The 22,042-nt window shown below is 66.4% G+C and carries 17 protein-coding genes and 1 riboswitch; of the genes, 9 read left to right on the top strand and 8 right to left on the bottom strand.

All coding sequences use genetic code 11. The features are described 5' to 3' along the window. Positions 1 to 22: 22 nt before the first annotated feature. The 4 genes from kdpB to N0K08_RS12185 all read right to left on the bottom strand — a co-directional run bounded on the left by kdpB (position 23) and on the right by N0K08_RS12185 (position 5,090). The gene (kdpB, locus tag N0K08_RS12200; protein ID WP_261500627.1) at positions 23 to 2,089 is read right to left on the bottom strand and encodes a potassium-transporting ATPase subunit KdpB; all 2,067 of its coding nucleotides are present in this window, start codon (positions 2,087 to 2,089) and stop codon (positions 23 to 25) included. After that, positions 2,086 to 3,894, bottom strand: a complete 1,809-nt coding sequence (gene kdpA, locus N0K08_RS12195; RefSeq protein ID WP_261500626.1) for a potassium-transporting ATPase subunit KdpA — start codon at positions 3,892 to 3,894, stop codon at positions 2,086 to 2,088. Before kdpA ends, kdpB begins: the two co-directional genes overlap by 4 nt. Continuing rightward, entirely contained in the window at positions 3,891 to 3,983 is a 93-nt protein-coding gene (gene kdpF, locus N0K08_RS12190) for a K(+)-transporting ATPase subunit F (RefSeq protein WP_261500625.1), read from the bottom strand. Before kdpF ends, kdpA begins: the two co-directional genes overlap by 4 nt. Positions 3,984 to 4,184: 201 nt before the next feature. Then, positions 4,185 to 5,090, bottom strand: a complete 906-nt coding sequence (locus N0K08_RS12185) for a MurR/RpiR family transcriptional regulator (RefSeq protein WP_261500624.1) — start codon at positions 5,088 to 5,090, stop codon at positions 4,185 to 4,187. A gap of 95 nt (positions 5,091 to 5,185) precedes the next feature. On the opposite strand from N0K08_RS12185, the gene N0K08_RS12180 reads away from it, so the two are divergent. The 4 genes from N0K08_RS12180 (at position 5,186) to N0K08_RS12165 (ending at position 10,149) form a co-directional block, all read left to right on the top strand. Continuing rightward, complete coding sequence (locus N0K08_RS12180) at positions 5,186 to 7,162, top strand: bifunctional 5-dehydro-2-deoxygluconokinase/5-dehydro-2-deoxyphosphogluconate aldolase (RefSeq protein ID WP_261500623.1); 1,977 nt, start codon at positions 5,186 to 5,188, stop codon at positions 7,160 to 7,162. Further along, positions 7,159 to 7,959, top strand: a complete 801-nt coding sequence (iolB, locus tag N0K08_RS12175) for a 5-deoxy-glucuronate isomerase (RefSeq protein WP_261500622.1) — start codon at positions 7,159 to 7,161, stop codon at positions 7,957 to 7,959. The genes N0K08_RS12180 and iolB overlap by 4 nt, the downstream gene beginning before the upstream one ends. 208 nt (positions 7,960 to 8,167) lie before the next feature. Then, positions 8,168 to 9,142 (top strand): Bug family tripartite tricarboxylate transporter substrate binding protein, encoded by a 975-nt coding sequence (locus N0K08_RS12170; RefSeq protein WP_261500621.1) that lies wholly within the window; start codon positions 8,168 to 8,170, stop codon positions 9,140 to 9,142. Positions 9,143 to 9,171: 29 nt separating this feature from the next. Beyond that, positions 9,172 to 10,149, top strand: a complete 978-nt coding sequence (locus tag N0K08_RS12165; protein ID WP_261500620.1) for a tripartite tricarboxylate transporter substrate binding protein — start codon at positions 9,172 to 9,174, stop codon at positions 10,147 to 10,149. A gap of 109 nt (positions 10,150 to 10,258) precedes the next feature. Here the strand turns inward: N0K08_RS12165 and N0K08_RS12160 are convergent, their stop codons facing one another. After that, a complete protein-coding gene (locus N0K08_RS12160; protein ID WP_261500619.1) occupies positions 10,259 to 11,230 on the bottom strand; it encodes a LysR family transcriptional regulator in 972 nt (323 codons plus the stop codon). Positions 11,231 to 11,342: 112 nt separating this feature from the next. Between N0K08_RS12160 and N0K08_RS12155 the strand changes: the two genes are divergently transcribed. Together N0K08_RS12155 and metH are read left to right on the top strand one after the other, a co-directional pair. Further along, positions 11,343 to 12,866: a CoA-acylating methylmalonate-semialdehyde dehydrogenase gene (locus N0K08_RS12155; protein ID WP_261500618.1), complete on the top strand. Its 1,524-nt coding sequence runs from the start codon at positions 11,343 to 11,345 to the stop codon at positions 12,864 to 12,866. 59 nt (positions 12,867 to 12,925) lie between these two features. Next, positions 12,926 to 13,019, top strand: a riboswitch (S-adenosyl-L-homocysteine riboswitch). Between the two features lie 27 nt (positions 13,020 to 13,046). Further along, on the top strand, positions 13,047 to 15,785 hold the full coding sequence (gene metH / locus N0K08_RS12150; protein ID WP_261500617.1) for a methionine synthase: 2,739 nt from the start codon (positions 13,047 to 13,049) through the stop codon (positions 15,783 to 15,785). Positions 15,786 to 15,813: 28 nt separating this feature from the next. Here metH and N0K08_RS12145 read toward each other — a convergent pair whose 3' ends face one another. Then, positions 15,814 to 17,817 (bottom strand): histidine phosphatase family protein, encoded by a 2,004-nt coding sequence (locus tag N0K08_RS12145; RefSeq protein ID WP_261500616.1) that lies wholly within the window; start codon positions 17,815 to 17,817, stop codon positions 15,814 to 15,816. Positions 17,818 to 18,041: 224 nt separating this feature from the next. On the opposite strand from N0K08_RS12145, the gene N0K08_RS12140 reads away from it, so the two are divergent. Next, a complete protein-coding gene (locus tag N0K08_RS12140; protein WP_261500615.1) occupies positions 18,042 to 19,073 on the top strand; it encodes a 2-hydroxyacid dehydrogenase in 1,032 nt (343 codons plus the stop codon). A 68-nt stretch (positions 19,074 to 19,141) separates the two neighbouring features. Beyond that, a complete protein-coding gene (locus N0K08_RS12135) occupies positions 19,142 to 19,393 on the top strand; it encodes a hypothetical protein (RefSeq protein WP_261500614.1) in 252 nt (83 codons plus the stop codon). Between the two features lie 16 nt (positions 19,394 to 19,409). On the opposite strand, the gene N0K08_RS12130 is transcribed toward N0K08_RS12135, so the two are convergent. Next, entirely contained in the window at positions 19,410 to 20,372 is a 963-nt protein-coding gene (locus N0K08_RS12130) for a 2-hydroxyacid dehydrogenase (protein WP_261500613.1), read from the bottom strand. Positions 20,373 to 20,479: 107 nt separating this feature from the next. After that, complete coding sequence (locus N0K08_RS12125) at positions 20,480 to 20,944, bottom strand: MarR family transcriptional regulator (protein ID WP_261500612.1); 465 nt, start codon at positions 20,942 to 20,944, stop codon at positions 20,480 to 20,482. Between the two features lie 122 nt (positions 20,945 to 21,066). Between N0K08_RS12125 and N0K08_RS12120 the strand changes: the two genes are divergently transcribed. After that, positions 21,067 to 22,035: a Bug family tripartite tricarboxylate transporter substrate binding protein gene (locus N0K08_RS12120; protein WP_261500611.1), complete on the top strand. Its 969-nt coding sequence runs from the start codon at positions 21,067 to 21,069 to the stop codon at positions 22,033 to 22,035. The last annotated feature ends 7 nt before the right edge of the window (positions 22,036 to 22,042 follow it).

Here is a 22,042-nt window from a genome sequence, read left to right as displayed (position 1 = left end):
ATGCTCCGATTGCAGTGGGACTTCAGGCCAGGCCGAGCGCGGCGATGGCCATGTCGATGAGCTTGATGCCGATGAAGGGGACGATCACGCCGCCCAGGCCGTAGAGGGCCAGGTTGCGGCGCAGCAGCGCGGCGGCGCCGACGGCGCGGTAGCGCACGCCCTTGAGCGCCAGCGGGATCAGGAAGACGATGATCAGCGCGTTGAAGACCACCGCCGAGAGGATGGCCGAGGCCGGGCTGGTCAGCTGCATCACGTTGAGCGCGGACAGCTGGGGGTAGGTGCTGACGAAGGCCGCGGGCACGATGGCGAAATACTTGGCCAGGTCGTTGGCGATGCTGAACGTGGTGAGAGACCCGCGCGTCATCAGCATCTGCTTGCCGGTTTCCACGATCTCGATGAGCTTGGTCGGGTTGCTGTCCAGGTCCACCATGTTGCCGGCCTCCTTGGCGGCCTGGGTGCCGGAGTTCATGGCCACGGCCACGTCGGCCTGGGCCAGCGCGGGAGCGTCGTTGGTGCCGTCGCCCGTCATGGCCACCAGCCGGCCCGCGGCCTGGTGGGAGCGGATCAGCGCGAGCTTGTCCTCGGGCGTGGCTTCGGCCAGGAAGTCGTCGACCCCGGCTTCGGCGGCGATGGCGGCGGCCGTGAGGCGGTTGTCCCCGGTCACCATCACGGTCTTGATGCCCATGCGGCGCAGCTCGGCAAAGCGCTCCTTGATGCCGCCCTTGACCACGTCCTTGAGCTCGACCACGCCCAGCACGCGCACACCGTCCGCGACCACCAGCGGCGTGCTGCCGCGGCGCGCGACTTCTTCGACAGACTTTTGCAGGGCTGAAGGAAAGCTGCCGCCCAGGGCCGCGACATGCTTGCGGATGGCATCCGCCGCGCCCTTGCGCAACTGGCGTCCGCCGTCCAGGTCCACGCCGCTCATGCGGGTCTGGGCCGTGAAGTGCACGAACTGCGCGCCCAGGGCGGCGACGTCGCGTTCGCGCAGATTGAACAACTGCTTGGCCAGCACCACGATGCTGCGGCCTTCGGGCGTTTCGTCGGCCAGCGAGGCCAGTTGCGCGGCGTCGGCCAGCTCGGCCTGCGTCACGCCGGGCGCGGGAATGAAGGCGCTGGCCTGGCGGTTGCCCAGCGTGATGGTGCCGGTCTTGTCCAGCAGCAGCACGTCCACGTCGCCCGCGGCTTCCACCGCGCGGCCCGAGGTGGCGATCACGTTGGCCTGCATCATGCGGCTCATGCCGGCCACGCCGATGGCGCTGAGCAGGCCGGCGATGGTGGTCGGGATCAGGCACACCAGCAGCGCGACCAGCACCACCAGGCCCACGGGCTCGCCGCTGCCATTGGCCGCGACGCTGAACACCGAGAACGGCAGCAGCGTCACCACCACGCCCAGGAACACCAGGGTCAGTGCCACCAGCAGGATGGTCAGCGCGATCTCGTTGGGCGTTTTCTGCCGTTTGGCGTTCTCGACCATGGCAATCATGCGGTCGACAAACGTCTCGCCGGGATTGACCGAAACGCGCGCCACCAGCCAGTCGGACAGCACGCGGGTGCCGCCGGTGATGGCCGAGAAATCGCCGCCGGATTCGCGGATCACGGGCGCCGATTCGCCGGTGATGGCGCTCTCGTCGACCGAGGCCACGCCGTCGATGACTTCAGCGTCGGCCGGCACGATGTCGCCGGCCTCGATCAGCACCACATCGCCCTTGCGCAGCAGGTCGGCTTCCAGGGGCAGCCAGGCCAGCGGGTCCTGCGACGAGTTGCGCTCATAGCTGCCGCGCAGCTTCTTGGCCCAGGTCTGCTTCTTGAGGCTGCGCAGCGCCGCGGCCTGCGCCTGGCTGCGGCCTTCGGCCAGGGCTTCGGCGAAGTTGGCGAACAGCACGGTGAACCACAGCCACAGGGTCACGGCCGCCGTGAATTCCTGGGGCTGGGCAATGGCCAGCGCCGTGGTGAACAGGCTGCCCACGTAGACGACGAACATCACGGGGTTGCGCCATTGCACGCGCGGGTCGAGTTTGGCGAAGGCCGCGATCAGGGCGGGCTTGACCAGCGCCGGATCGAAGAGGTGGAGGGTGGGGCGGCTCATGGCAGGCTCCTGGTGGACTGCCACAGCAGCAAATGTTCGGAAATCGGGCCCAGGGCCAGCGCGGGCACGTAGTTCAGCAGGCCGACCAGCAGCACCGTGCCCATCAGCAGCGCGACAAACAGCGGGCCGTGCGTGGGCAGCGTGCCCTCGGTGACCGCCAGGCGTTTCTTGGCCGCGAGCGCACCGGCCAGGGCCAGCACCGGAACGATGACGCCGAAGCGTCCGAACCACATGGACAGGCCCAGCAGCGTGTTGTAGAAGGGCGTGTTGGCCGACAGGCCGGCGAAGGCGCTGCCGTTGTTGTTGGCCGCCGAGGTCAGTGCGTACAGCACTTCGGAGAAGCCGTGCGGACCCGGGTTCAGAATGCCGGCGCGGCCGGCTTCGCTCATCACGGCCGTGGCCGTGCCCAGCAGCACCAGCAGCGGCGTGACCAGGATGGCGATCGCCACCAGCTTCATCTCGCGGGCCTCGATCTTCTTGCCCAGGTACTCGGGCGTGCGGCCTATCATCAGGCCGGCGATGAACACCGCCAGCAGGGCGAACACCAGCATCGAGTACAGGCCCGTGCCTACGCCGCCGAAGACCACTTCGCCCAGCTGCATCAGCACCAGCGGCACCATGCCGCCCAGCGGCGTATAGCTGTCGTGCATGCTGTTGACGGCGCCGCAGCTGGCCGCCGTGGTCACAACGGCAAACAGCGTGCTGGCGTTGATGCCGAAACGTGCCTCCTTGCCTTCCATGTTGCCGCCGGATTGCGTGCTGCTGGCGATCTGGTCCACACCCAGCGCGGTGAGCGCCGGGTTGCCCTGTTGCTCGGCCAGTGTGGCCGGTATGGCGAAGGCCACGAACAGCAGCGTCATGGCCGCCAGAATCGCCAAGCCCTGGCGCGCGTCACCGACCTGTCGGCCGAACACGAAGCACAGCGCCGCGGGGATCAGAAAGATCGCCAGCATCTGCAGGAAGTTGCTCAGCGGCGTCGGGTTTTCGTAGGGGTGGGACGAGTTGGCATTGAAGAAGCCGCCGCCATTCGTGCCCAGCAGCTTGATGGCCTGCTGCGAGGCGACCGGCCCCATGGCCAGGGTCTGGGTGGCGCTGCTGGCCTGCTCCATCAGGGGCTGGCCCGTGGCGTCGAGCAGCGGCTGGCCTTGCGGATCCAGACGGGGCGCCTGCCATTGCTGGGACTCCAGCGTCTGCGCTTGCACATAGGGCGACAGGTTCTGGATCACGCCCTGGCTGGCAAACGCCAGCGCGAACACCAGCGACAAGGGCAGCAGCACCCACAGCGTGACCCGCGTGAGGTCGACCCAGACATTGCCTATGACCTTGGAGGAGTGGCGCGCAAAGCCGCGCACCAGTGCCAGCAGGACCACGATGCCCGTGGCCGCCGACAGGAAGTTCTGCACCGTGAGCGCCAGCATCTGCACCAGATAGCCCATGGTGGATTCGCCGCCATAGCCCTGCCAGTTGGTGTTGGCGACAAAGCTGATGGCGGTGTTGAACGCCGAGTCCGGCGAGACCGCGCCAAAGCCCTGGGGGTTGAGCGGCAGGGCGCTCTGCAGCCGCTGCAGTGCGTAGACCGCGATCAGCCCCAGGCCGTTGAAGACCAGCAGGCCCAGGGTGTAGCGCAGCCAGCCGGTTTCCTCCTCGGGGCGCACGCCAGCCAGCCGCCACAGCGGGGCTTCCAGTCGCCGGCCCAGCGCGAAGCGGCCATCGACCACGGCCTCCATCGCACGCGCCAATGGCCAGGCCAGGCCCAGCAGCACGACCAGGAAGGCCGTCAGTTGTATCCATGCGCCGTTGGTCATGAAAAGTCCTCCGGGTGCAGCAGCACTGCTACGAGGTAGACCAGCAGGCCCGCGGCCAGGATGGCGGCCAGAATGCTCCAGCCGCTCATGATTGGGCCTCTGGAGCCAGCAGGCGCGCGCACGCTTGCGCCAGCCCATACGCGACGAGCCAGATCAGCCCGCCGAGCGCGATAAAAACGAAGTCCATGGATTCCTCCCGTTGACATGGCCCCATGCTAGGCAGGGGGGTATCAAGTCATCGACAAGAAGGACCCGGCAGGTATCAAGAAAGCATCAAGACGGAGCCGATTTCAGGGCGTGTCGGCCGCGGGCGCTTCGTAGGCCAGCTCCAGCCGGTAGGCCAGGCCGAGGAACAGCGACTGGGCCAGCGCCAGCGTGCTGGTCAGCGAGCGAAAGCCGAAAGTGGCGCCGTCCTGCGCGACCAGCACCACGCTGGCCTGGGCTGCCAGCGGGCTCAGCTGGCTGTCGGTGATGGCCAGCAGCTTCGCGCCCCGGGCCACGGCCGCCTGGGCCAGATCCAGCGTTTCCTGGGCATAGGGCGCGAACGAAATCGCCAGCATCACATCGCCCGGGCGCAGCGCGCGCAGCTCCAGCTGCTGCATCGCGCCCAGGCCGTTGAGCCAGTGCACGGCCTTGCCCGTGTGCTGCAGTGCGTAGGCCAGATAGGCGCCGACCGGGAACGCGCGCCGGGACGCCGCCAGCCAGATCGCGGGCGCCTGCACCATCAGGTCCACGCCGGCTTCGAAGCGGTCGTCTGGCAGCTGGCGCTGCAAGGCCTGCAGGCTGTCCACGCTGCGCGCGATCACTTCGCGCGCCAGCTGGCCCGCGGCCAGGGTCTGGGCGCCGGGCACGATCAGGTCGCGGATGCGCTCCTGGTAGCCGCGATTGGGCGCGAGCTGGCGTTCGGCGTCGGCGCGGAACAGCGCCTGCAACTCGGAGTAGCCCGAAAAGCCGAAATGCTTGGCAAAGCGCACCACGGCCGACGGCTGCACGCCACAGGCTTCGGCCGTGGTCTGCACGCCGTCGAGCACCAGCCGGTCGCGGTGCATTTCCACATGGCGTGCAATGGCCTTGAGCTGGCGGCTCAGACCGTCGAACTGCGCTTGCACTTCCACCAGAAAGGCCTGGGTATCCACAAACCCCGCAGGGGATGCAGGAACCGCTGGTTCTTCCTGTGGCTTTATTCTATTTTTCATAAATTTAGAAAATATTTTCTATATCGGATTATCATCCGTTCGCGAAGATTATCCGGTGGGGCCTGCGCGCTGCCGGTGTGACCAACAAGGAAACCATGAGCACGCTGTCTTTCCCCGCCGACCGTCCTTTCGATGTGGCCTGCCTCGGCCGCCTGGCCGTCGACCTCTACGCCCAGCAAATCGGCTGCAGCCTCGAGGCGGCGAGCAGTTTTTCCAAGTACCTCGGCGGATCGTCCGCGAACATCGCTTTCGGCACGGCCCGCCTGGGCATGCGATCGGCCATGATCTCGCGCGTGGGCAACGAGCAGAACGGCCGCTTCCTCCGCACCACGCTGCAGCGCGAAGGCTGTGACGTGAGCCAGGTGAAGGTCGACGCCGAACGCCTCACGGCCATGGTGCTGCTGGGCATCAAGGACCAGGATACGTTCCCGCTGCTGTTTGCGCGCGAGAACTGCGCCGACATGGCGCTTTGCGCCGACGACATCCACGAAGACTTCCTGGCCCAGTGTCGCAGCCTGGTGATCACCGGCACCCATCTGAGCACGCCTGGCGTGCTCGCCGCGAGCCGCAAGGCGCTGGAAATCGGCGGCCGCCACGGCCTGGTGCGCGTGCTCGACATCGACTACCGCCCCGTGCTGTGGGGCCTCACGGGCAAGGGCGACGGCGAGACCCGCTATATCGGCAACGACCAGGTCAGCGCGCACCTGCAGCAGCAGCTGGGCCTGTTCGAGCTGATCATAGGCACGGAAGAGGAATGGATGATCGCGGGCGGCGCCGAAGGCGACCTGATGGCCAGCCTGCGGCGCGCCCGCGAATGCACGGCGGCGGTGTTCGTCGTCAAGCGCGGCCCGCTGGGCTGCTCGATCATCGACGGCGCGATTCCCGCGGCCATAGACGACGCGCTGACCGTGCTGGGTGAACGTATCGAAGTGCTCAACGTGCTGGGCGCGGGCGACGCGTTCGCCTCGGGCCTGATGGCCGGTCTGCTGCGCGGCAAGTCGTTCGCCGATTCCGCGGCCATGGCCAACGCCTGCGGCGCCATCGTGGTCTCGCGCCACGGCTGCGCGCCCGCCATGCCCACGCCGGCCGAACTCGCGCACTGGTTCTCGGGCCGGCGTCATGTGCGTCCCGACCAGGACCCGCAACTGGCCCATCTGCACCGCGTGACGGCCGCGCGCCCGGCCTGGCCCGAGCTGTGCGTGCTGGCCTATGACCACCGCTCGCAATTCGAGGACCTGGCCGACCAGGCCGGCGTCGACCGCGCGCGCCTGCCCGGCCTCAAGCGCCTGATCAACCGCGTTGTCGAGGACGTCGAGAACGACCCGGGCTGCAAGGGCCGCATGGGCGTGCTGATCGACGGTCGCATCGGCGAAGCCGCGCTGCACGACGCCACCGGCCGTGGCTGGTGGGTGGGCCGGCCCATCGAGCGTCCGGGCTCGCGCCCGCTGCGTTTCGACGGCACGCATTCGCTGGCTTCGCAGCTGCAGCACTGGCCGCGCGAGCAGACCGTCAAATGCCTGGTGTTCTACCACCCGCAGGACTCGGCCGCGCTGCGCGCCGAGCAGGAAGAGTGGCTGCAGCAGGTCTGGGAAGCGACGCGCGCCAGCGGCCATGAGCTGCTGCTGGAAGTGATTCCGCCCAAGGAGCAGATCGCGGCCGGCGACAGCGGCGAATGCGTGGTGCAGACCATTGAACGTTTCTACGACCTGGGCTTCAAGCCCGAGTGGTGGAAGGTCGGCGCGATGTCGCGCGCCCAGTGGCTGGCGCTGGAAGCGCTGGTGCAGGAGCGCGATCCCTACTGCCGCGGCGCGGTGATCCTCGGGCTGTCGCAGCCCGTGGACCAACTGATCGCGGCATTCGCCCAGGCACCGGCTTCGCTGGTCAAGGGTTTCATGATCGGCCGCAGCGTCTGGTCGGCGCCGGCCCTGGCCTGGCTGCGCGGCGAGATCGACGACGCAGGCCTGCATGCCCAGGTCGCGGCCAATTTCCGCGCGCTGATCGCGGGCTGGCGCGCGAGCCGCACGCCGGCCGGCGCGGAACAAGGCGCAGTGCGCGCAGGAGCCATGGCATGAGTCTTCTCGTCAAGGCCCAGCCGGGCCGCATCGTCACCGACATCACGCCCGCGTCGGCGGGCTGGCGCCACATCAGTTTCAAGGTGCTGCGCCTGCGGGCCGGCGAGGAAGAGGCGCTGCACACCGGCGGGCTCGAGCTGTGCCTCACGGTGCTCGCGGGCAGCGTCGATGTACGCGTGGGCGGCGTGCTGTACAGCGCGCTGGGCAACCGCGCCTCGGTGTTCGAGGAGCGCGCGCCCGCGGCGCTGTACGTGCCGCCGGGCCGCGGCGTGCACATCAGCGCCTCGGCCGAGGCCGAAGTCGCGCTGAGCCTTGCGCCCGCCAAGGGCCTGCTGCCCGAGCGCGTGATCGCGCCCGAACAGATGAAGCGCAGCGTGCGCGGCAAGGGCAGCAACACGCGCTTTGTCTGCGACATCCTGCCGGAATCCGAGCCCGCCGAAAGCCTGCTCGTGGTCGAAGTGATCACGCCCGCGGGCAACTCGTCGAGCTATCCCCCGCACAAGCACGACAGCAGCGATCCGGCCCAGCCGAACGCCGAGACCGTGCTCGAGGAAACCTACTACCACCAGATCAATCCGCAGCAGGGCTTTGCCTTCCAGCGCGTCTACACCGACGACCGCTCGCTGGACGAAACCATGGCCGTCGAGCACCGCGACACGGTGATGGTGCCGCGCGGCTACCACCCCTGCGTGGCGCCGCACGGCTACGACCTGTACTACCTCAACACCATGGCCGGACCGGAGCGCCGCTGGGCATTCCGCAACGATCCTGCGCATGAATGGATGCTAGGAATGTGAAGCACCCCCTGAGCCGCTGCGCGGCATGGGCCGCCCCGTCTTCCCCCTCTCATCCTTCGGTGGAGGGGGGCGCCCGGCTAGGGGCGGCAGCGTCGCTGCGGGGCGGCCCTTGCTCGCTGCCCCTACGCTGGGGCATGCCAATTCGATAGACGGATAGCTGGACCAACCCGCAGGGGCGGGAAAAAAACATAAACCAAGGAGACAAGACATGCAAAAACGGCAATTCATCGCAGTACTCGGCGCGGCCCTGATGACCACGGGCATGGCGCAGGCCCAGACGGCTTTTCCGGCCCAGCAGGCCGTCAAATGGGTCGTGCCCTATGCCCCGGGCGGCACCACCGACGTGATCGCGCGCAACCTCGCGATCGGCATGTCCAAGGAGCTGGGCCAGACCGTGGTGGTGGAGAACAAGCCCGGCGCGGCGACCATCATCGGCGCCACGCAAATCGTGCGCTCGCCCGCCGATGGCTATACCGTGGGTACGGCCGATTCGGGCACGCTGGCCTTCAACCCGGCCATGTACCGCAGCCTCAGCTACGACGCGCAAAAGGACTTCAGCTTCATCGGCGGCCTGGGCCGCATGCCGCTGGTGCTGGCCGTGCACCCCGACTTTCCGGCAAAGAACATGCGCGAGTTCCTGGCCCATGTGCGCAGCCATCCGGGCCAGGTGACTTCGGGCTCGTCGGGCCCGGGCTCGCCGCTGCATGTGGCGCTGGAGCTGTTCAAGCAGCGCACCGGCAGCAACCTGCTGCACGTGCCCTACAAGGGCTCGGCGCCCGCGCTGCAGGACTTGATGGCCGGCCAGGTGCAGACCATGTTCGTCGATCTGCCGCCCAGCCTGTCGATGATCAAGGCCGGCAAGCTGCGCGTGCTGGCCGTGGCCACGCCGCTGCGCATGGCCATCCTGCCCGATGTGCCGACCATGGCCGAGGCCGGCGTGCCCGGCTTCGAGGCCTATGCCTGGCAGGGCTTCGTCGGCCCGGCCAAGCTGCCCGCGCCCGTGGTGCAGCGGCTCAACAAGGATTTGAACGCGGCCCTGGCCCAGCCTGCGCTGCGCGCCAAGTTCGAGGAGATCGGCATCCAGCCCATGGCCATGACGCCGCGTGAGTTCGGCGACTTCGTGCGCAGCGAGCAAAAGCTGTGGAGCGAAGTCATCCGCTCGGCCGGCATCCAGCTGGACTGACGCGCTGCCGAGAAGAAGAGGAAAGAGACATGACCCATTCCATGCACCGCCGCGGCTTCGGCCGCCATCTGGCCGCCCTGGCTGCCGCTTCCAGCCTGCCCGCCTGGGCGCAAACCGCGTCCTATCCCCAGCGCCCCGTCGAACTGATCGTGCCGTTTGCGGCCGGAGGCGGCACCGACGTGCTGGCACGCGCCATGGGCGAAACCATGCGCAAGCATTTTCCGCAGAGCGTGATCGTGATGAACCGCGCGGGGGCGAGCGGCGCCGTCGGCTGGTCCGAGCTCGCGGCCGCCAAGCCCGATGGCTACAAGCTGGCCATCATCACCGTGGAAATGACCATGATTCCGCACATGGGCGTGACCAAGATCACTTCGGACGACGTGCAGCCGATTGCGCGCCTGAACGCCGACCCGGCAGCGATTGCCGTGCGCGCGGATTCGCCGTTCAAGACCGTGGAAGATTTTCTCGCCGCGGCGAAGAAGAACCCGGGCGGCGTGCGCATAGGCAATGCCGGCCCGGGCTCGCTGGGCCATCTGGCGGCGGCGGCGCTCGAAGACAAGGCCGGCGTGCAATTCAACCACCTGCCTTACCGCGGCGCCAATCCGGCCGTGCTGGATCTGCTGGGCGGCCACATCGAAGCCGTGGCGGTGACGCCGGTGGAAGTCGCGACCTACGTGGCCGCGGGCAAGATCCGGGCCCTGGCCATCATGGGCGACAAGCGCATCCAGGCGGGCTGGGAGCAGGTGCCCACGCTCAAGGAGCGCGGCATCGACCTGGTGATCGGCGGCTGGCGCGGTCTGGCGGCGCCGAAGAACACGCCGCCCGAAATCATCCAGCAGCTGCGCACCGTCATGGCGCGCACGCTGCAGGAGCCCGAGCTGCGCGCCACCATGGCCAAGCAGAACATGGGCGAAGGCTATCTGGACCAGCCGGCCTTCCTCGAAGTGATTGCGCGCGACAACGCAACGTTCAAGCAGCTGGTGAACAAGCTGGGTATCAAAGCCTGAACATGTAGGCACCCCCTGAGCCGCTTCCGCGGCTTCCCCCTCGAGGGGGACGGCACCTTCGCTGCGGGGCGGCCCTTGCTCGGTGCCCCTGAGTTGGGGCACGCCAGTTTCAAAGGCTGTTTGAGGTGGGTGCGCCTGGCGCAAATCCCTTTGCGAACTCCGCGCGCAGCCACTCCACGAACACCGCCACGGCGCGCGGCACATGGGCTGAATAGGGGCGCATGGCGTAGATCGTCGGGCTGAACGCGCCCACGGGGCGCCACTGCGGCAGCACCTGCACCAGCTGGCCCGAGGCGAGCGCCGCCTGGGCGCTGAAATCGGGCACCAGCGCAATCCCCAGGCCGGCGATGGCCGCGTCGCGCAGGGCTTCGCTGTTGTTGGCCACCAACGGGCCGCTGACGGGCACGGTGGTGCTGGCGCGTGCGCCCCGGCCCAGGCGTTGCAAGGTCCAGGCCGCGGCTTCGTGGCCGCGTGGGTAGTGCAGGCAGCGGTGCTGGCGCAGGTCCTCGGGGGTGCTGGGCGTGGGGCCGTGGCGCTCCAGGTAGGCCTGGCTCGCGACCAGCAATGAATGGCTGCTGCACAGCGCCCAGGCCACATGGTTGTCGGGCGGCGTGCTGGTGTGGCGTATGGCCAGGTCCAGGCCGTCCTGCGACAGCGGGCGCAACTGGTCGGACAGATCGAGTTCGAGCTGGATGTCGGGGTAGCGGTCGAGAAAATCCGGCAGCCGCGGCACCAGGTGCTGGCGCGCCAGCGCCACGGGCGCCGTGACGCGCAGGCTGCCGCGTGGCGCATCGGCCAGGTCGCGCACCTGGGAAAAGCTGCCGGCAATCTGGGCAAAGGCGTCGCGCGTGTCCTGCACCAGGTGGCGGCCCGCGTCGGTCAGCAGCATGGAGCGCGTGGTGCGCCGCACCAGCGGCACGCCGGCCGCGCGCTCCAGCCCCGCGATGTGCTGGCTCACCGCAGCCTTGCTCACGCCCAGGCGCGCGGCCGCGGCCGTGAAGCTGCCCTGCTGCTCCAGCACCACCAGCCACCAGAGGTGCGACCAGAGCTGTTCGGTTTTCAGTGCATCGTTGGAATTCATGGCGCCATTGTTCACTAATTTAAACAATCAATTCATCCCAGAGGACTGGGCAGCGCGCAGGGCCTTGCCTACACTTTGGCCATTGTTCACCGACGACCCAAGGATTCCTTCCATGAACGCAGCCATCTCCACGGCCTCCATCGCCCACTTCATCCACGGCCAGCGCGTGGCCGGCAACAGCCTGCGCACGCAGCCTGTGACCAACCCCGCAACCGGTGCCGTGACCGGTGCCGTGGCGCTGGCCAACCGCGCTGATGTGGATGCCGCCGTGGCCTCGGCCGCTGCCGCCTTTCCCGCCTGGGCCGATACGCCGCCGATCCGCCGGGCCCGCGTGATGTTCAAGTTCCTGGAGCTGGTCAACCAGCACAAGGACGAACTCGCGCACGCCATCACCGCCGAGCACGGCAAGGTGTTCACCGACGCCCAGGGCGAAGTCGCACGCGGCATCGACATCATCGAATTCGCCTGCGGCATTCCCCAGCTGCTCAAGGGTGACTTCACCGAACAGGTGTCGACGGGCATGGACAACTGGACGCTGCGCCAGCCCCTGGGCGTCGTGGCCGGCATCACGCCGTTCAACTTCCCGGTGATGGTGCCGATGTGGATGTTCCCGGTGGCGATCGCCGCGGGCAATACTTTCGTGCTCAAGCCCAGCCCCACCGACCCGACCGCGTCGCTGATGATGGCCGAGCTGCTGAAGAAGGCCGGCCTGCCCGACGGCGTGTTCAACGTGGTCCAGGGCGACAAGGAAGCCGTGGACGCGCTGATCGAGCACCCCGACGTCAAGGCTGTGAGCTTCGTCGGCTCCACGCCCATCGCCAACTACATCTACGAAACCGGCGCCCGTCTGGGCAAGCGCGTGCAGGCCCTGGGCGGTGCCAAGAACCACATGGTGGTCATGCCCGATGCCGACATCGACCAGGTGGTCGACGCGCTGATCGGCGCGGGCTACGGCTCGGCCGGCGAGCGCTGCATGGCGATCAGCGTGGCCGTGCTGGTCGGCGACGTGGCCGACAAGGTCGTGGCCAAGCTGGTCGAGCGCACGAAGACGCTCAAGGTGCTCGATGGCGAGAACCTGGACGCCGAAATGGGCCCCATCGTGTCGCGTGCGGCGCTGGAACGCATTGCCGGCTACATCGCTTCCGGCGAGCAGGAAGGCGCGCACCTGCTGGTCGACGGCCGGGGCTTCGACGGTGCCAAGGCGGGCGCGGGCTGCGACCAGGGCTTCTGGCTGGGCGGCACGCTGTTCGACCATGTGACGCCCGAGATGCGCATCTACAAGGAAGAGATCTTCGGTCCGGTGCTGGCCTGCGTGCGCGTGCCCGACTTCGTCCAGGCCGTGGACCTGGTCAACGCCCATGAGTTCGGCAACGGCGTGGCCTGTTTCACACGCGACGGCAACGTGGCGCGCGAGTTCGGCCGCCGCATCCAGGTGGGCATGGTCGGCATCAACGTGCCGATTCCCGTGCCCATGGCCTGGCAGGGTTTTGGCGGCTGGAAGAAGAGCCTGTTCGGCGACATGCATGCCTACGGCGAGGAAGGCGTGCGCTTCTACACCAAGCAAAAGAGCATCATGCAGCGCTGGCCCGAAAGCATAGGCAAGGGCGCTGAATTCGTCATGCCGACAGCGAAGTAAAACACCTGCGCAAGGGGCATGGGTGCAAGCGGCGCGCGGCACCGTTAAAATGCCCGCCTGACCCCAAGGAGCGTTGCAGCGACGGGGCCGGCCCTTGGGCCGGTCTTGTCGTCAGGCTTGGTGTCCTCTTTCCCGCAACGACGCTCACCTGATTGCCCTAGTTTTGAGCAGGTGAGCTGTATGTCGTCTGAAGTTTCTCTTCCCCCCATGCGTCTGTCGGGCCTCGAGCCCGTGTTTGTCGGAGAGGACACGCTGTTCGTCAATATCGGCGAGCGCACCAATGTCACCGGCTCCAAGGCCTTTGCGCGCCTGATCCTCAACGGCCAGTTCGAGGATGCGCTGGCCGTCGCGCGCCAGCAGGTGGAAAACGGCGCCCAGGTGATCGACGTCAACATGGACGAAGCCATGCTCGACAGCCAGGCGGCGATGGTGCGTTTCCTGAACCTGATCGCCTCCGAGCCCGACATCGCCCGCGTGCCCATCATGGTCGACTCGTCCAAGTGGGCCGTGATCGAAGCCGGCCTGCGCTGCATCCAGGGCAAGGGCATCGTCAACTCCATCTCGATGAAAGAGGGCGTGGAGCAGTTCAAGCAGCAGGCCAAGCTGGTCAAGCGCTACGGCGCCGCCGCCGTGGTCATGGCGTTTGACGAAAAAGGCCAGGCCGATACCTTCGCGCGCAAGACCGAGATCTGCGAGCGCGCCTACCGCATCCTGGTCGACGAAGTCGGTTTCCCGCCCGAAGACATCATTTTCGATCCCAACATCTTTGCCGTGGCGACCGGCATCGAAGAGCACAACAACTACGCCGTCGACTTCATCGAAGCCGTGCGCTGGATCAAGCAGAACCTGCCCGGTGCCAAGGTCTCGGGCGGCGTGTCCAACGTGTCCTTCTCCTTCCGCGGCAACGATCCGGTGCGCGAAGCCATACACACCGTGTTCCTGTACCACGCCATCCAGGCGGGCATGGACATGGGCATCGTCAACGCCGGCATGGTCGGCGTCTATGACGACATCGAGCCCATCCTGCGCGAGCGCGTCGAGGACGTGGTGCTCAACCGTCGCCCCGACGCCGGCGAGCGCCTGGTGGAGATCGCCGAAACCGCGCGCAGCGGCGCCAAGGACGAAAGCAAGCGCCTCGAATGGCGCGGCACGCCCGACCACCCCGTGACCGTGGCCCAGCGCCTGGCGCATTCGCTGGTGCACGGCATCACCGACTTCATCACCGTCGACACCGAAGAGGCCTACCAGGAAGTGCTGGCGCGCGGCGGCCGTCCGCTGCACGTGATCGAAGGCCCGCTGATGGCCGGCATGAACGTGGTCGGCGACCTGTTCGGCGCGGGCAAGATGTTCCTGCCCCAGGTGGTCAAGTCGGCGCGCGTGATGAAGCAGGCCGTGGCCCACCTCGTGCCCTACATCGAGGAAGAGAAACGCCAGCAGCAGGCCGCGGGCCAGGACGTTCGCTCCAAGGGCAAGATCGTCATCGCCACCGTCAAGGGCGACGTGCACGACATCGGCAAGAACATCGTCACCGTGGTCTTGCAGTGCAACAACTTCGAAGTGGTCAACATGGGCGTGATGGTGCCCTGCCATGAAATCCTGGCCAAGGCCAAGGAAGAGGGCGCGGACATCATCGGCCTGTCGGGCCTGATCACGCCCAGCCTCGAGGAGATGCAGTACGTGGCCGGCGAAATGCAGAAGGACCCGTACTTCCGCGACCGCCAGATGCCGCTGCTGATCGGCGGCGCGACCTGCTCGCGCGTGCACACGGCGGTGAAGATCGCGCCCAAGTACGACGGCCCGGTGATCTACGTGCCCGACGCTTCGCGCAGCGTGGGCGTGGCGCAAAGCCTGCTGGGCGACGGTCTGCAGGAGTACCTGGACACGCTGCAAGCCGACTACGACAAGGTGCGCCAGCAGCATGCCAACCGCAAGCAGGTGCCGATGTGGCCGCTGGCCAAGGTGCGCGCCAATGCCGCCAAGCTCGATTTCACGCGCGTGCCGGCTGCGCCCCGGGCGCTGGGCCGGCGCGTGTTCAGGAACTTCGATCTGAACGAGATCGCGCGTTTCATTGACTGGGGCCCGTTCTTCCAGACCTGGGATCTGGCCGGCCCCTATCCGGCGATTCTCAACGACGCCATCGTCGGCGAGGAAGCGCGCAAGGTCATGGCCGACGGCCAGGCCATGCTGCAGAAGATCATCAGCGGACGCTGGCTCTCGGCCAACGGCGTGATCGGCTTGTACCCGGCCAACAGCGTAGGCGACGACATCGAGTTCTACACCGACGACAGCCGCAGCGAAGTGCTGCTGACCTGGTATGGCATGCGCCAGCAGACCGAAAAGCAGGCCGTGGACGGCGTGATGCGCCCCAGCCGCTGCCTGTCGGACTTCGTCGCGCCCAAGGACAGCGGCATCAAGGATTACGCGGGTCTGTTCGCCGTCACGGCGGGCCTGGGCATGGAGAAGAAGGAGCAGGAGTTCATCGACCAGCTCGACGACTACTCGGGCATTTTGTTCAAGTCACTGGCCGACCGACTGGCCGAGGCTTTTGCCGAGTGCCTGCACCTGCGCGTGCGCACCGACCTCTGGGGCTATGCGCCGGGTGAAGCCTTGAGCAACGCCGAGCTGATCAAGGAAAAGTACCTGGGCATACGCCCCGCGCCAGGCTACCCGGCCTGCCCCGACCACAGCGCCAAGATCGCGCTGTTCGAGACGCTGCAGTGTCCCGACATCGGCATGACCCTGACCGAAAGCCTGGCGATGATGCCCGCATCCAGCGTCAGCGGCTTCTACCTGGGCCACCCCGATGCGGCCTACTTCAACGTGGGCCAGATCGGCGACGATCAGTTGATCGACATGGCCAAGCGCCGGGGTATGGACGAAGCCGAGTTGCGCAGTCTGCTGGCGCCGAATCTGGCCTGATCCGGCCGCGCTCTGCGCCAAGCCCCGCCTATGGCTTGGCGTAGCACGCCTTCAGGCCCTGAAAATCGTAGAAAGACTGGGTTCCGCTCAGCTTGGCCCGGTCGCATTCCGTCTTGAAATCCGCCTCTTTCTCGTTGAAGAGCAACTTCACGATCAGGCGACCGGCGCTGTTTTGATAAACATCCCATTGCATGTTTGACGCCATGGGACTCACCACTTCTCCGCGCCAGGAATTGCCGGCATAGCTGTAGAGCGTGGAGAGCGGCTGCTGATCGGACATGCCTTTGAGTTGCAGCAGTGAAACCAGGGGGATGACCGTCTCCGCATGGGCGAAACGCAATTTCGCCGCATGACGGTAGTCGCCCTTGGCAATCGCATCCACTTCCGCGAAGAAGTCATCGGCCAGCAGCTGCGCCATGGCGAAGGTGACTTTCCCTTTCTCGGCGATACCCGGACCTTTCTTGTAGAAATTCACTGCGTCGTTCAGTCCGGCAAACACGGCGGCCTGGCTCGCAGGCATGTACGGGATGAAATCCACGGCGATCTCATTGCGCAAGGCCGGCGCGATGGCGTACAGGTCGTAGATGGCGTGCGCCGCGTCGACCGCACTTTCTATGCTGGCCTTCTGGTTGCCAGTCAATGTGGACGTGAATGCGCCGTCATCACTGGAAAAGGTCAGAGTGCCGGAGTTGGTGAAGCTATAGCCATGGCGCTCCAGTCTGTCGACGAATTCATCCTTGAACAATCGGCGGAGCACCACGCGCGCTGCCGCCTTGATTTCCGGCGCTTGCTTCAACTGCGCGAGCGCAGCGCGCAGTTCAGCATCTTTCTTGAGGTAGTGCCGGTAGCCCTGGCTGTCGCTGAGAACCTGGGCGCGACCCGGGGCGTTCGTCGGATCGGAGCTGGCATCCAGCTTGTGGAAATACAGGGCAAATCGATCTACCTCGGCGACGGGAGAGTTCAGTGCCGAGACCAGCCCAGGGCGTGCGGTTTTGATCCCCTCCACAAAGAAACCTGCGCTGTCCACTGCCCGCCCCTTGCCGGAAGACGCCACGACGATCTTCCGGCTTCCTTGCTTTTCGACGGCCTGCCAATGCGTAGTCAGGCGTTGCAGCATCCTTGACGCCAACTGCCGGTGTTCACGCATCCCCACCTGGGTTTCGTTGCCGTAGCCAGGTTTGGTGATGCCTGGGATGCCGTACCCCAGCAGGAAGTGGGCCTTCATGTATTTCAGGAGGTCTGGTCCCAGCTGCTCTCCGAGCGGCGTCAGCCCGCCGTCGGCCTGTGCCTGCAGCCACATGTTGTAAACCGCCAGGTCGGACTTCATGCTGGAGAGCCCCCGGGACCCGTGGCGTGCCACAAGCTGTGTGTACACCGGTTCATACCCGGCAGGAGGGGCCTCGTGCGCCTTCCAATCTCCCTGCGGCCGGTACATGGTCTTGGTCTGGTAGTGACGGTCGACCCGTGCGGCTTCATTCACGGCCGCGATGATTTCAGCGCTTGAACGGATGCCTGCCAACGCCCGCTTGATGCGCGCCAGGCCGTCTTCCGCGGCGCGTGCCAGTTCCGTGCGGACTTCCTCATCGCCGGACTGATTGAACTCGCGCGACAAGTCGCGAGGCTGCACGCCGAGCGTGGCTGCGACCTGCTGCCGGGCTGCGGCGAAATCGACGCCTTGCGTCTCCATGACCGCCTTGATCGAGGTGGAATGAAAGCTGATGACGCCAGGCTCCTGCCACGGAGCCCTTAGCACGACAGAGGGCGTTGCCGCCGCAGGCAACGGGGATTTCGGCGCGGTTGCCGAGATCTCCAGCAACAGATCAGCCTGGGGGCCTTGAAGGGAAAACTCTCCCGATTCGCTCGCCAGGGTACTCGGTTCGCCCTGGTCGCAACGACCGTTCGCGTTGGTATCCAGACAAACGCGCTGACCGCTGGCGCTGATGCCAAGCACCTGTCCATTGACCTTGAGGACATGCACGTCCTCGCCTCCACCACATGCCGCGATGGACGTCGCAGCCGCGAGTGTGATCATGAGCCGTATTGCAGGCAACCGGGCCTGAGCAAACAGACCCAAAATGGTAGGCGGGAGTGTGTGAGGATGATGCATCTCGTGTGAGTAACGGACGGACGCCAGCGGTTCCAATGGCTGGACTGCCCGGCAAGCCCGTGGCTGTCGATGTGCGAGCGCGCCAGTAGGACATTCATCCGGGTTAATGTCCTCAGGTCTGAGCCACTTCCTGGAAAAGAACCGTACGCATGAAAACCGCCGTCTTCAGCACCCGCCGCTATGACAAATCCCTGCTGGCGCAGGCCAACAGCGAAGCCGGCCATGAGCTGGTCTTCCTGCAGGACCGCCTGACGCGCGACACCGCGGCGCTGGCCGCCGGCTGCGCCGCGGTGTGCGTGTTCGTCAACGACAACGTCGACGCCGAAGTGCTGTCCCTGCTGGCCGCACAGGGCACGCGCCTGGTCGCGACGCGCTCCACCGGCTACAACCATGTGGATGCGGGCGCCGCGGCACGCCTGGGCATAGAAGTGGTGCGCGTGACCGACTATTCCCCGCATTCGGTGGCGGAGTTCGCCGTGGGCCTGCTGCTGGCGGTCAACCGCAAGATCGCCCGGGCCAGCGTGCGCACGCGCGAAGGCAATTTCGAGCTCGATGGCCTGATGGGTTTCGACCTGCATGGCAAGACGGTGGGCGTGGTCGGCACCGGCAAGATAGGCACCATCTTCGCGCGCATCATGCGCGGCTTTGGCTGTACGGTGCTGGGCCATGATCCCTATCCCAACCCGGTTTTCGCGGCCATAGGCGGCCGTTATGTGGCCGCGGAGGAGCTGATGGCCCGCAGCGATGTGATCTCGCTGCACTGCCCGCTGACCGAGGACACGCGCCACATCGTGAACGCGCAGACCCTGGCGGGCGCCAAGCGCGGCGCCATCCTGGTCAATACCAGCCGCGGCGGACTGGTCGACACCGAGGCCGCGATCCAGGCCTTGAAGACGGCCCAGCTGGGCGGCCTGGCAATCGATGTCTATGAGCAGGAAGCCAGCCTGTTCTTCCAGGATCTGTCCTCCACCATCATCACGGACGACGTGATCCAGCGACTGGTATCGTTCCCGAACGTGATCGTCACCGGCCATCAGGCCTTCTTCACGGAGGAGGCGATAGGCCAGATCATGCAGACCACCATTGCCAGCATCAGCGCTTTCGAGCAGGGCGCGGCGCTGGTTCACCGCATTCCTGCGGCTGAGCCGACGCGGCAACCCCAACCTGGACATGAAAAATGACTGTCGATCCATCAAGTCCCAGGCACTGGGAGAGGATACTGGAGAGCATCGATCTGGAAATGGCTCAGATGGCAATCATCTGTCGCATCCGCCTGCTCGACCCCGGCGTGATCGAGCGGGTGATCGATCGCAACGACATCGTCTGCGGGCACAAGAACCCGCATGCGTTCGAGAAGCTGCGCGCGCTGCTGATCATGCATTTCACGGCGCGCCAGAGCGCCGTTCAGGAGCTGGGCGAAGAGCAGGCCGGCGCCATCACCGCCCATATCCGCGCGCACCTGAACGCGCGCTTGGGCGATCAGTTCGGCACGCCGCCCTGAAGCCCGGTTGCGGGGCTCAGAGCGCCGCCGACCAGGGCACTTCCGCCTTGGGCCTGCCGGTCGCAAAGAAATGGTGCAGGTTCTCCAGCACCAGATCGCCCATCGCGCGGCGGGTCTCGTGCGTGCCGCTGGCCATGTGCGGCGCGAGCACCACGTTGTCGAGTTCCATCAACGCGGGCAGGGGGCGGGGCTCGTCCTCGAAGACATCCAGGCCTGCGCCCGCGATGCGGCCTTGCTGCAGGGCCTGCACCAGCGCCGCTTCGTCGACCACGCTGCCGCGCGCGACGTTGACCAGAAAGCCCTGCGGGCCCAGCGCGTCCAGCACCTGGGCATTGACCAGATGGCGCGTCGCGGCGCCGCCCGCGGCGACGACCACGAGGTAGTCGGCCCATTCGGCCAGGGCCAGCAACGAGTCCTTGTAGGCATGGGGCGAGCCGACTACGGGGCGGCGATTGTGATAGCTGACTTCCATGTCGAAGCCCGAGGCGCGGCGGGCGATGGTCGAGCCTATGCGGCCCATGCCGAAAATGCCCAGGCGCTTGCCCGCGGCCCGGGTCTGCAGCGCGAAACGGCCGCGGGTCCAGTCGCCGCGGCGCACGAACCGGTCGGCCGCACTGACGCCGCGCGAGACGTCGAGCAACAGCGCGAAGGCCAGATCGGCCACGCAATCGTTGAGTACATCGGGCGTGTAGCCGACGCGCACCTTCTGCGCGACCAGCGAATCTTCGTCGAGTGCGTCATAGCCCACGCCAAAGCTGCTCACGACCTGCAGATTGGGCAGCGCGCGTACCAGCTCGGCCTTGGCGCCCGTGCCGGCCGCGGTCACCAGGCCGACGAACTCGGCGCCATGCGCGGCGAGAAAGCCCGCGCGGTCGGTCTCGCGGTCGAGACGGTGGATATCGAACTGTTCGGCCAGATCGTGGTCCAGCGAGGCCAGCGGCATGGCGCCGTATTGCAGGAGACGGGGAGGTTGGGACATGGGAAAACTTTCAATGCGCCGCAGCGCCGGGGCTCAGACCTGTCGTTGAAAAAAATGCAGACACGGCTATTTTCATCGCGTTCGCGCACAAAAAAACACAGCCGCGCCTAGGGCTGCTCTTCCTGGGAATAGGCCAGCAGGCTCAAGCTGCTGCGCAAGGTCTGCAAGCCGTCGACGCCCAGCAATGCCTCGTATTCCTGCTCTATGGATTTGATGGCGGCATGGATTTTCAGCAGGTAGTTGACGCCGTTTTCGGTGAAACGCACCAGCTGCGCCCGGCCGTCGGTCTGGTCTTCCGTGCGCGTGACCAGGCCGGCTTCTTCCAGCTCCTTGAGCACCTTGGCCACGGCCTGCTTGGAGATGCCGGCGCGCTTGGCCAGCTCGGTGCTGCGCGTGCCTTCGAGGTCAAGAAACGGCAGCAGGGAGCCGCCCGGGATACGCCCGTCGGGATGCTTGTCCGCCATTTTTTGCGCCAGGCGGTTCGCGAAGTCGCGCCGCGCGAGGAGAAACAGCCGGCCTATGCCAAAGGGGCGCGTTTCGCGCAGCTGAGTCAACTTTTTCGAACTGATCATGTGCAATCTACTTTTATTGGTAAACCATGTTGACTAATTTAGCGCTGAGATGGATCATTGCTTTCGCGCCAGGAAAAAAAAGCAATGAAGCGCTTGAGCGGAACAATCAAAGGAGACAACTGATGATGATTTTGCATGCGATAGCCGCCGTGGCCGCGCTGGCCTGTGGGGTGTCGACGAGCGCTTCGGCGGCGGACTACCCGCAAAAACCCATACGCATGGTGGTCTCCTATCCGGCCGGAGGCAGCACGGACATGATTGCACGCCTTTACGCGGAGAAACTGGGGCAGGAGCTCAAGCAGTCGGTGGTCGTGGACAACCGCCCCGGCGCCGGGACCAACATCGGCGCGGATGCGGTGGCCAAGGCCAGGCCCGACGGCTATACGGTGCTGTTTGGCGGCGGCACGCCCAGCATCAATTCGATCTTCGGCCCACAGCCGCCGTTCGATCCCATCAAGGCCTTCGAGCCGGTCAGCATGATTGCACGCGTGCCGTTTGTGATTGCGGCCCACTCCAAGGCGCCGTTCTCCAATCTGCAGGAAATGCTGGCCAAAGCCAAGCAGGCCCCTGGCAAGTACACGGTCTCCAGCGCGCAGTTGCACCTGTACGTGGAAATGCTCAAAAGCCGGGCATCCGCCCCGTTCATGCACGTGCCCTACAAGGGCGGCGCCCAGGCGACGACGGACGCCATTGGCGGGCAGGTGGATTCCGTGTTTGCGCTGGTGCCGGTGCTGCTGCCCCATATCCAGTCCGGCCATCTCAAGGCGCTGGGCATTTCCTCGGCGCAGCGCATCGCGGCCCTGCCCGCGGTGCCCACATTCGAGGAGAGCGGCGTGCGTTACGACATCGGCATCTGGTTCGGACTGCTGGCGCCGGCCGCGACGCCGGAGCCCATCGTGCGTCAGCTCACCGAAGCCACGCAGCGCATCGTGGCGCAGGAAGATTTCTCCAAGAAGCTGGAGCAGATCGGCGCACAGGCCACGGCCACCACGCCGGCCGCGCTGCGCAGCTTCATGGTCGAGGAAATGCAGACCTGGAAGGGTCTCGCCAAGTCCATGCCCGAGTTGCAAAAAGCAGTGGAACTGCGTTAACCACCAT

Origin of the sequence: Acidovorax bellezanensis, from assembly GCF_025421555.1 — a bacterium.
GTDB lineage: Bacteria > Pseudomonadota > Gammaproteobacteria > Burkholderiales > Burkholderiaceae_C > Comamonas > Comamonas bellezanensis.
Note: the sequence above shows the minus strand (reverse complement) of the source record. Positions and strands in the feature narration are given on the sequence as shown.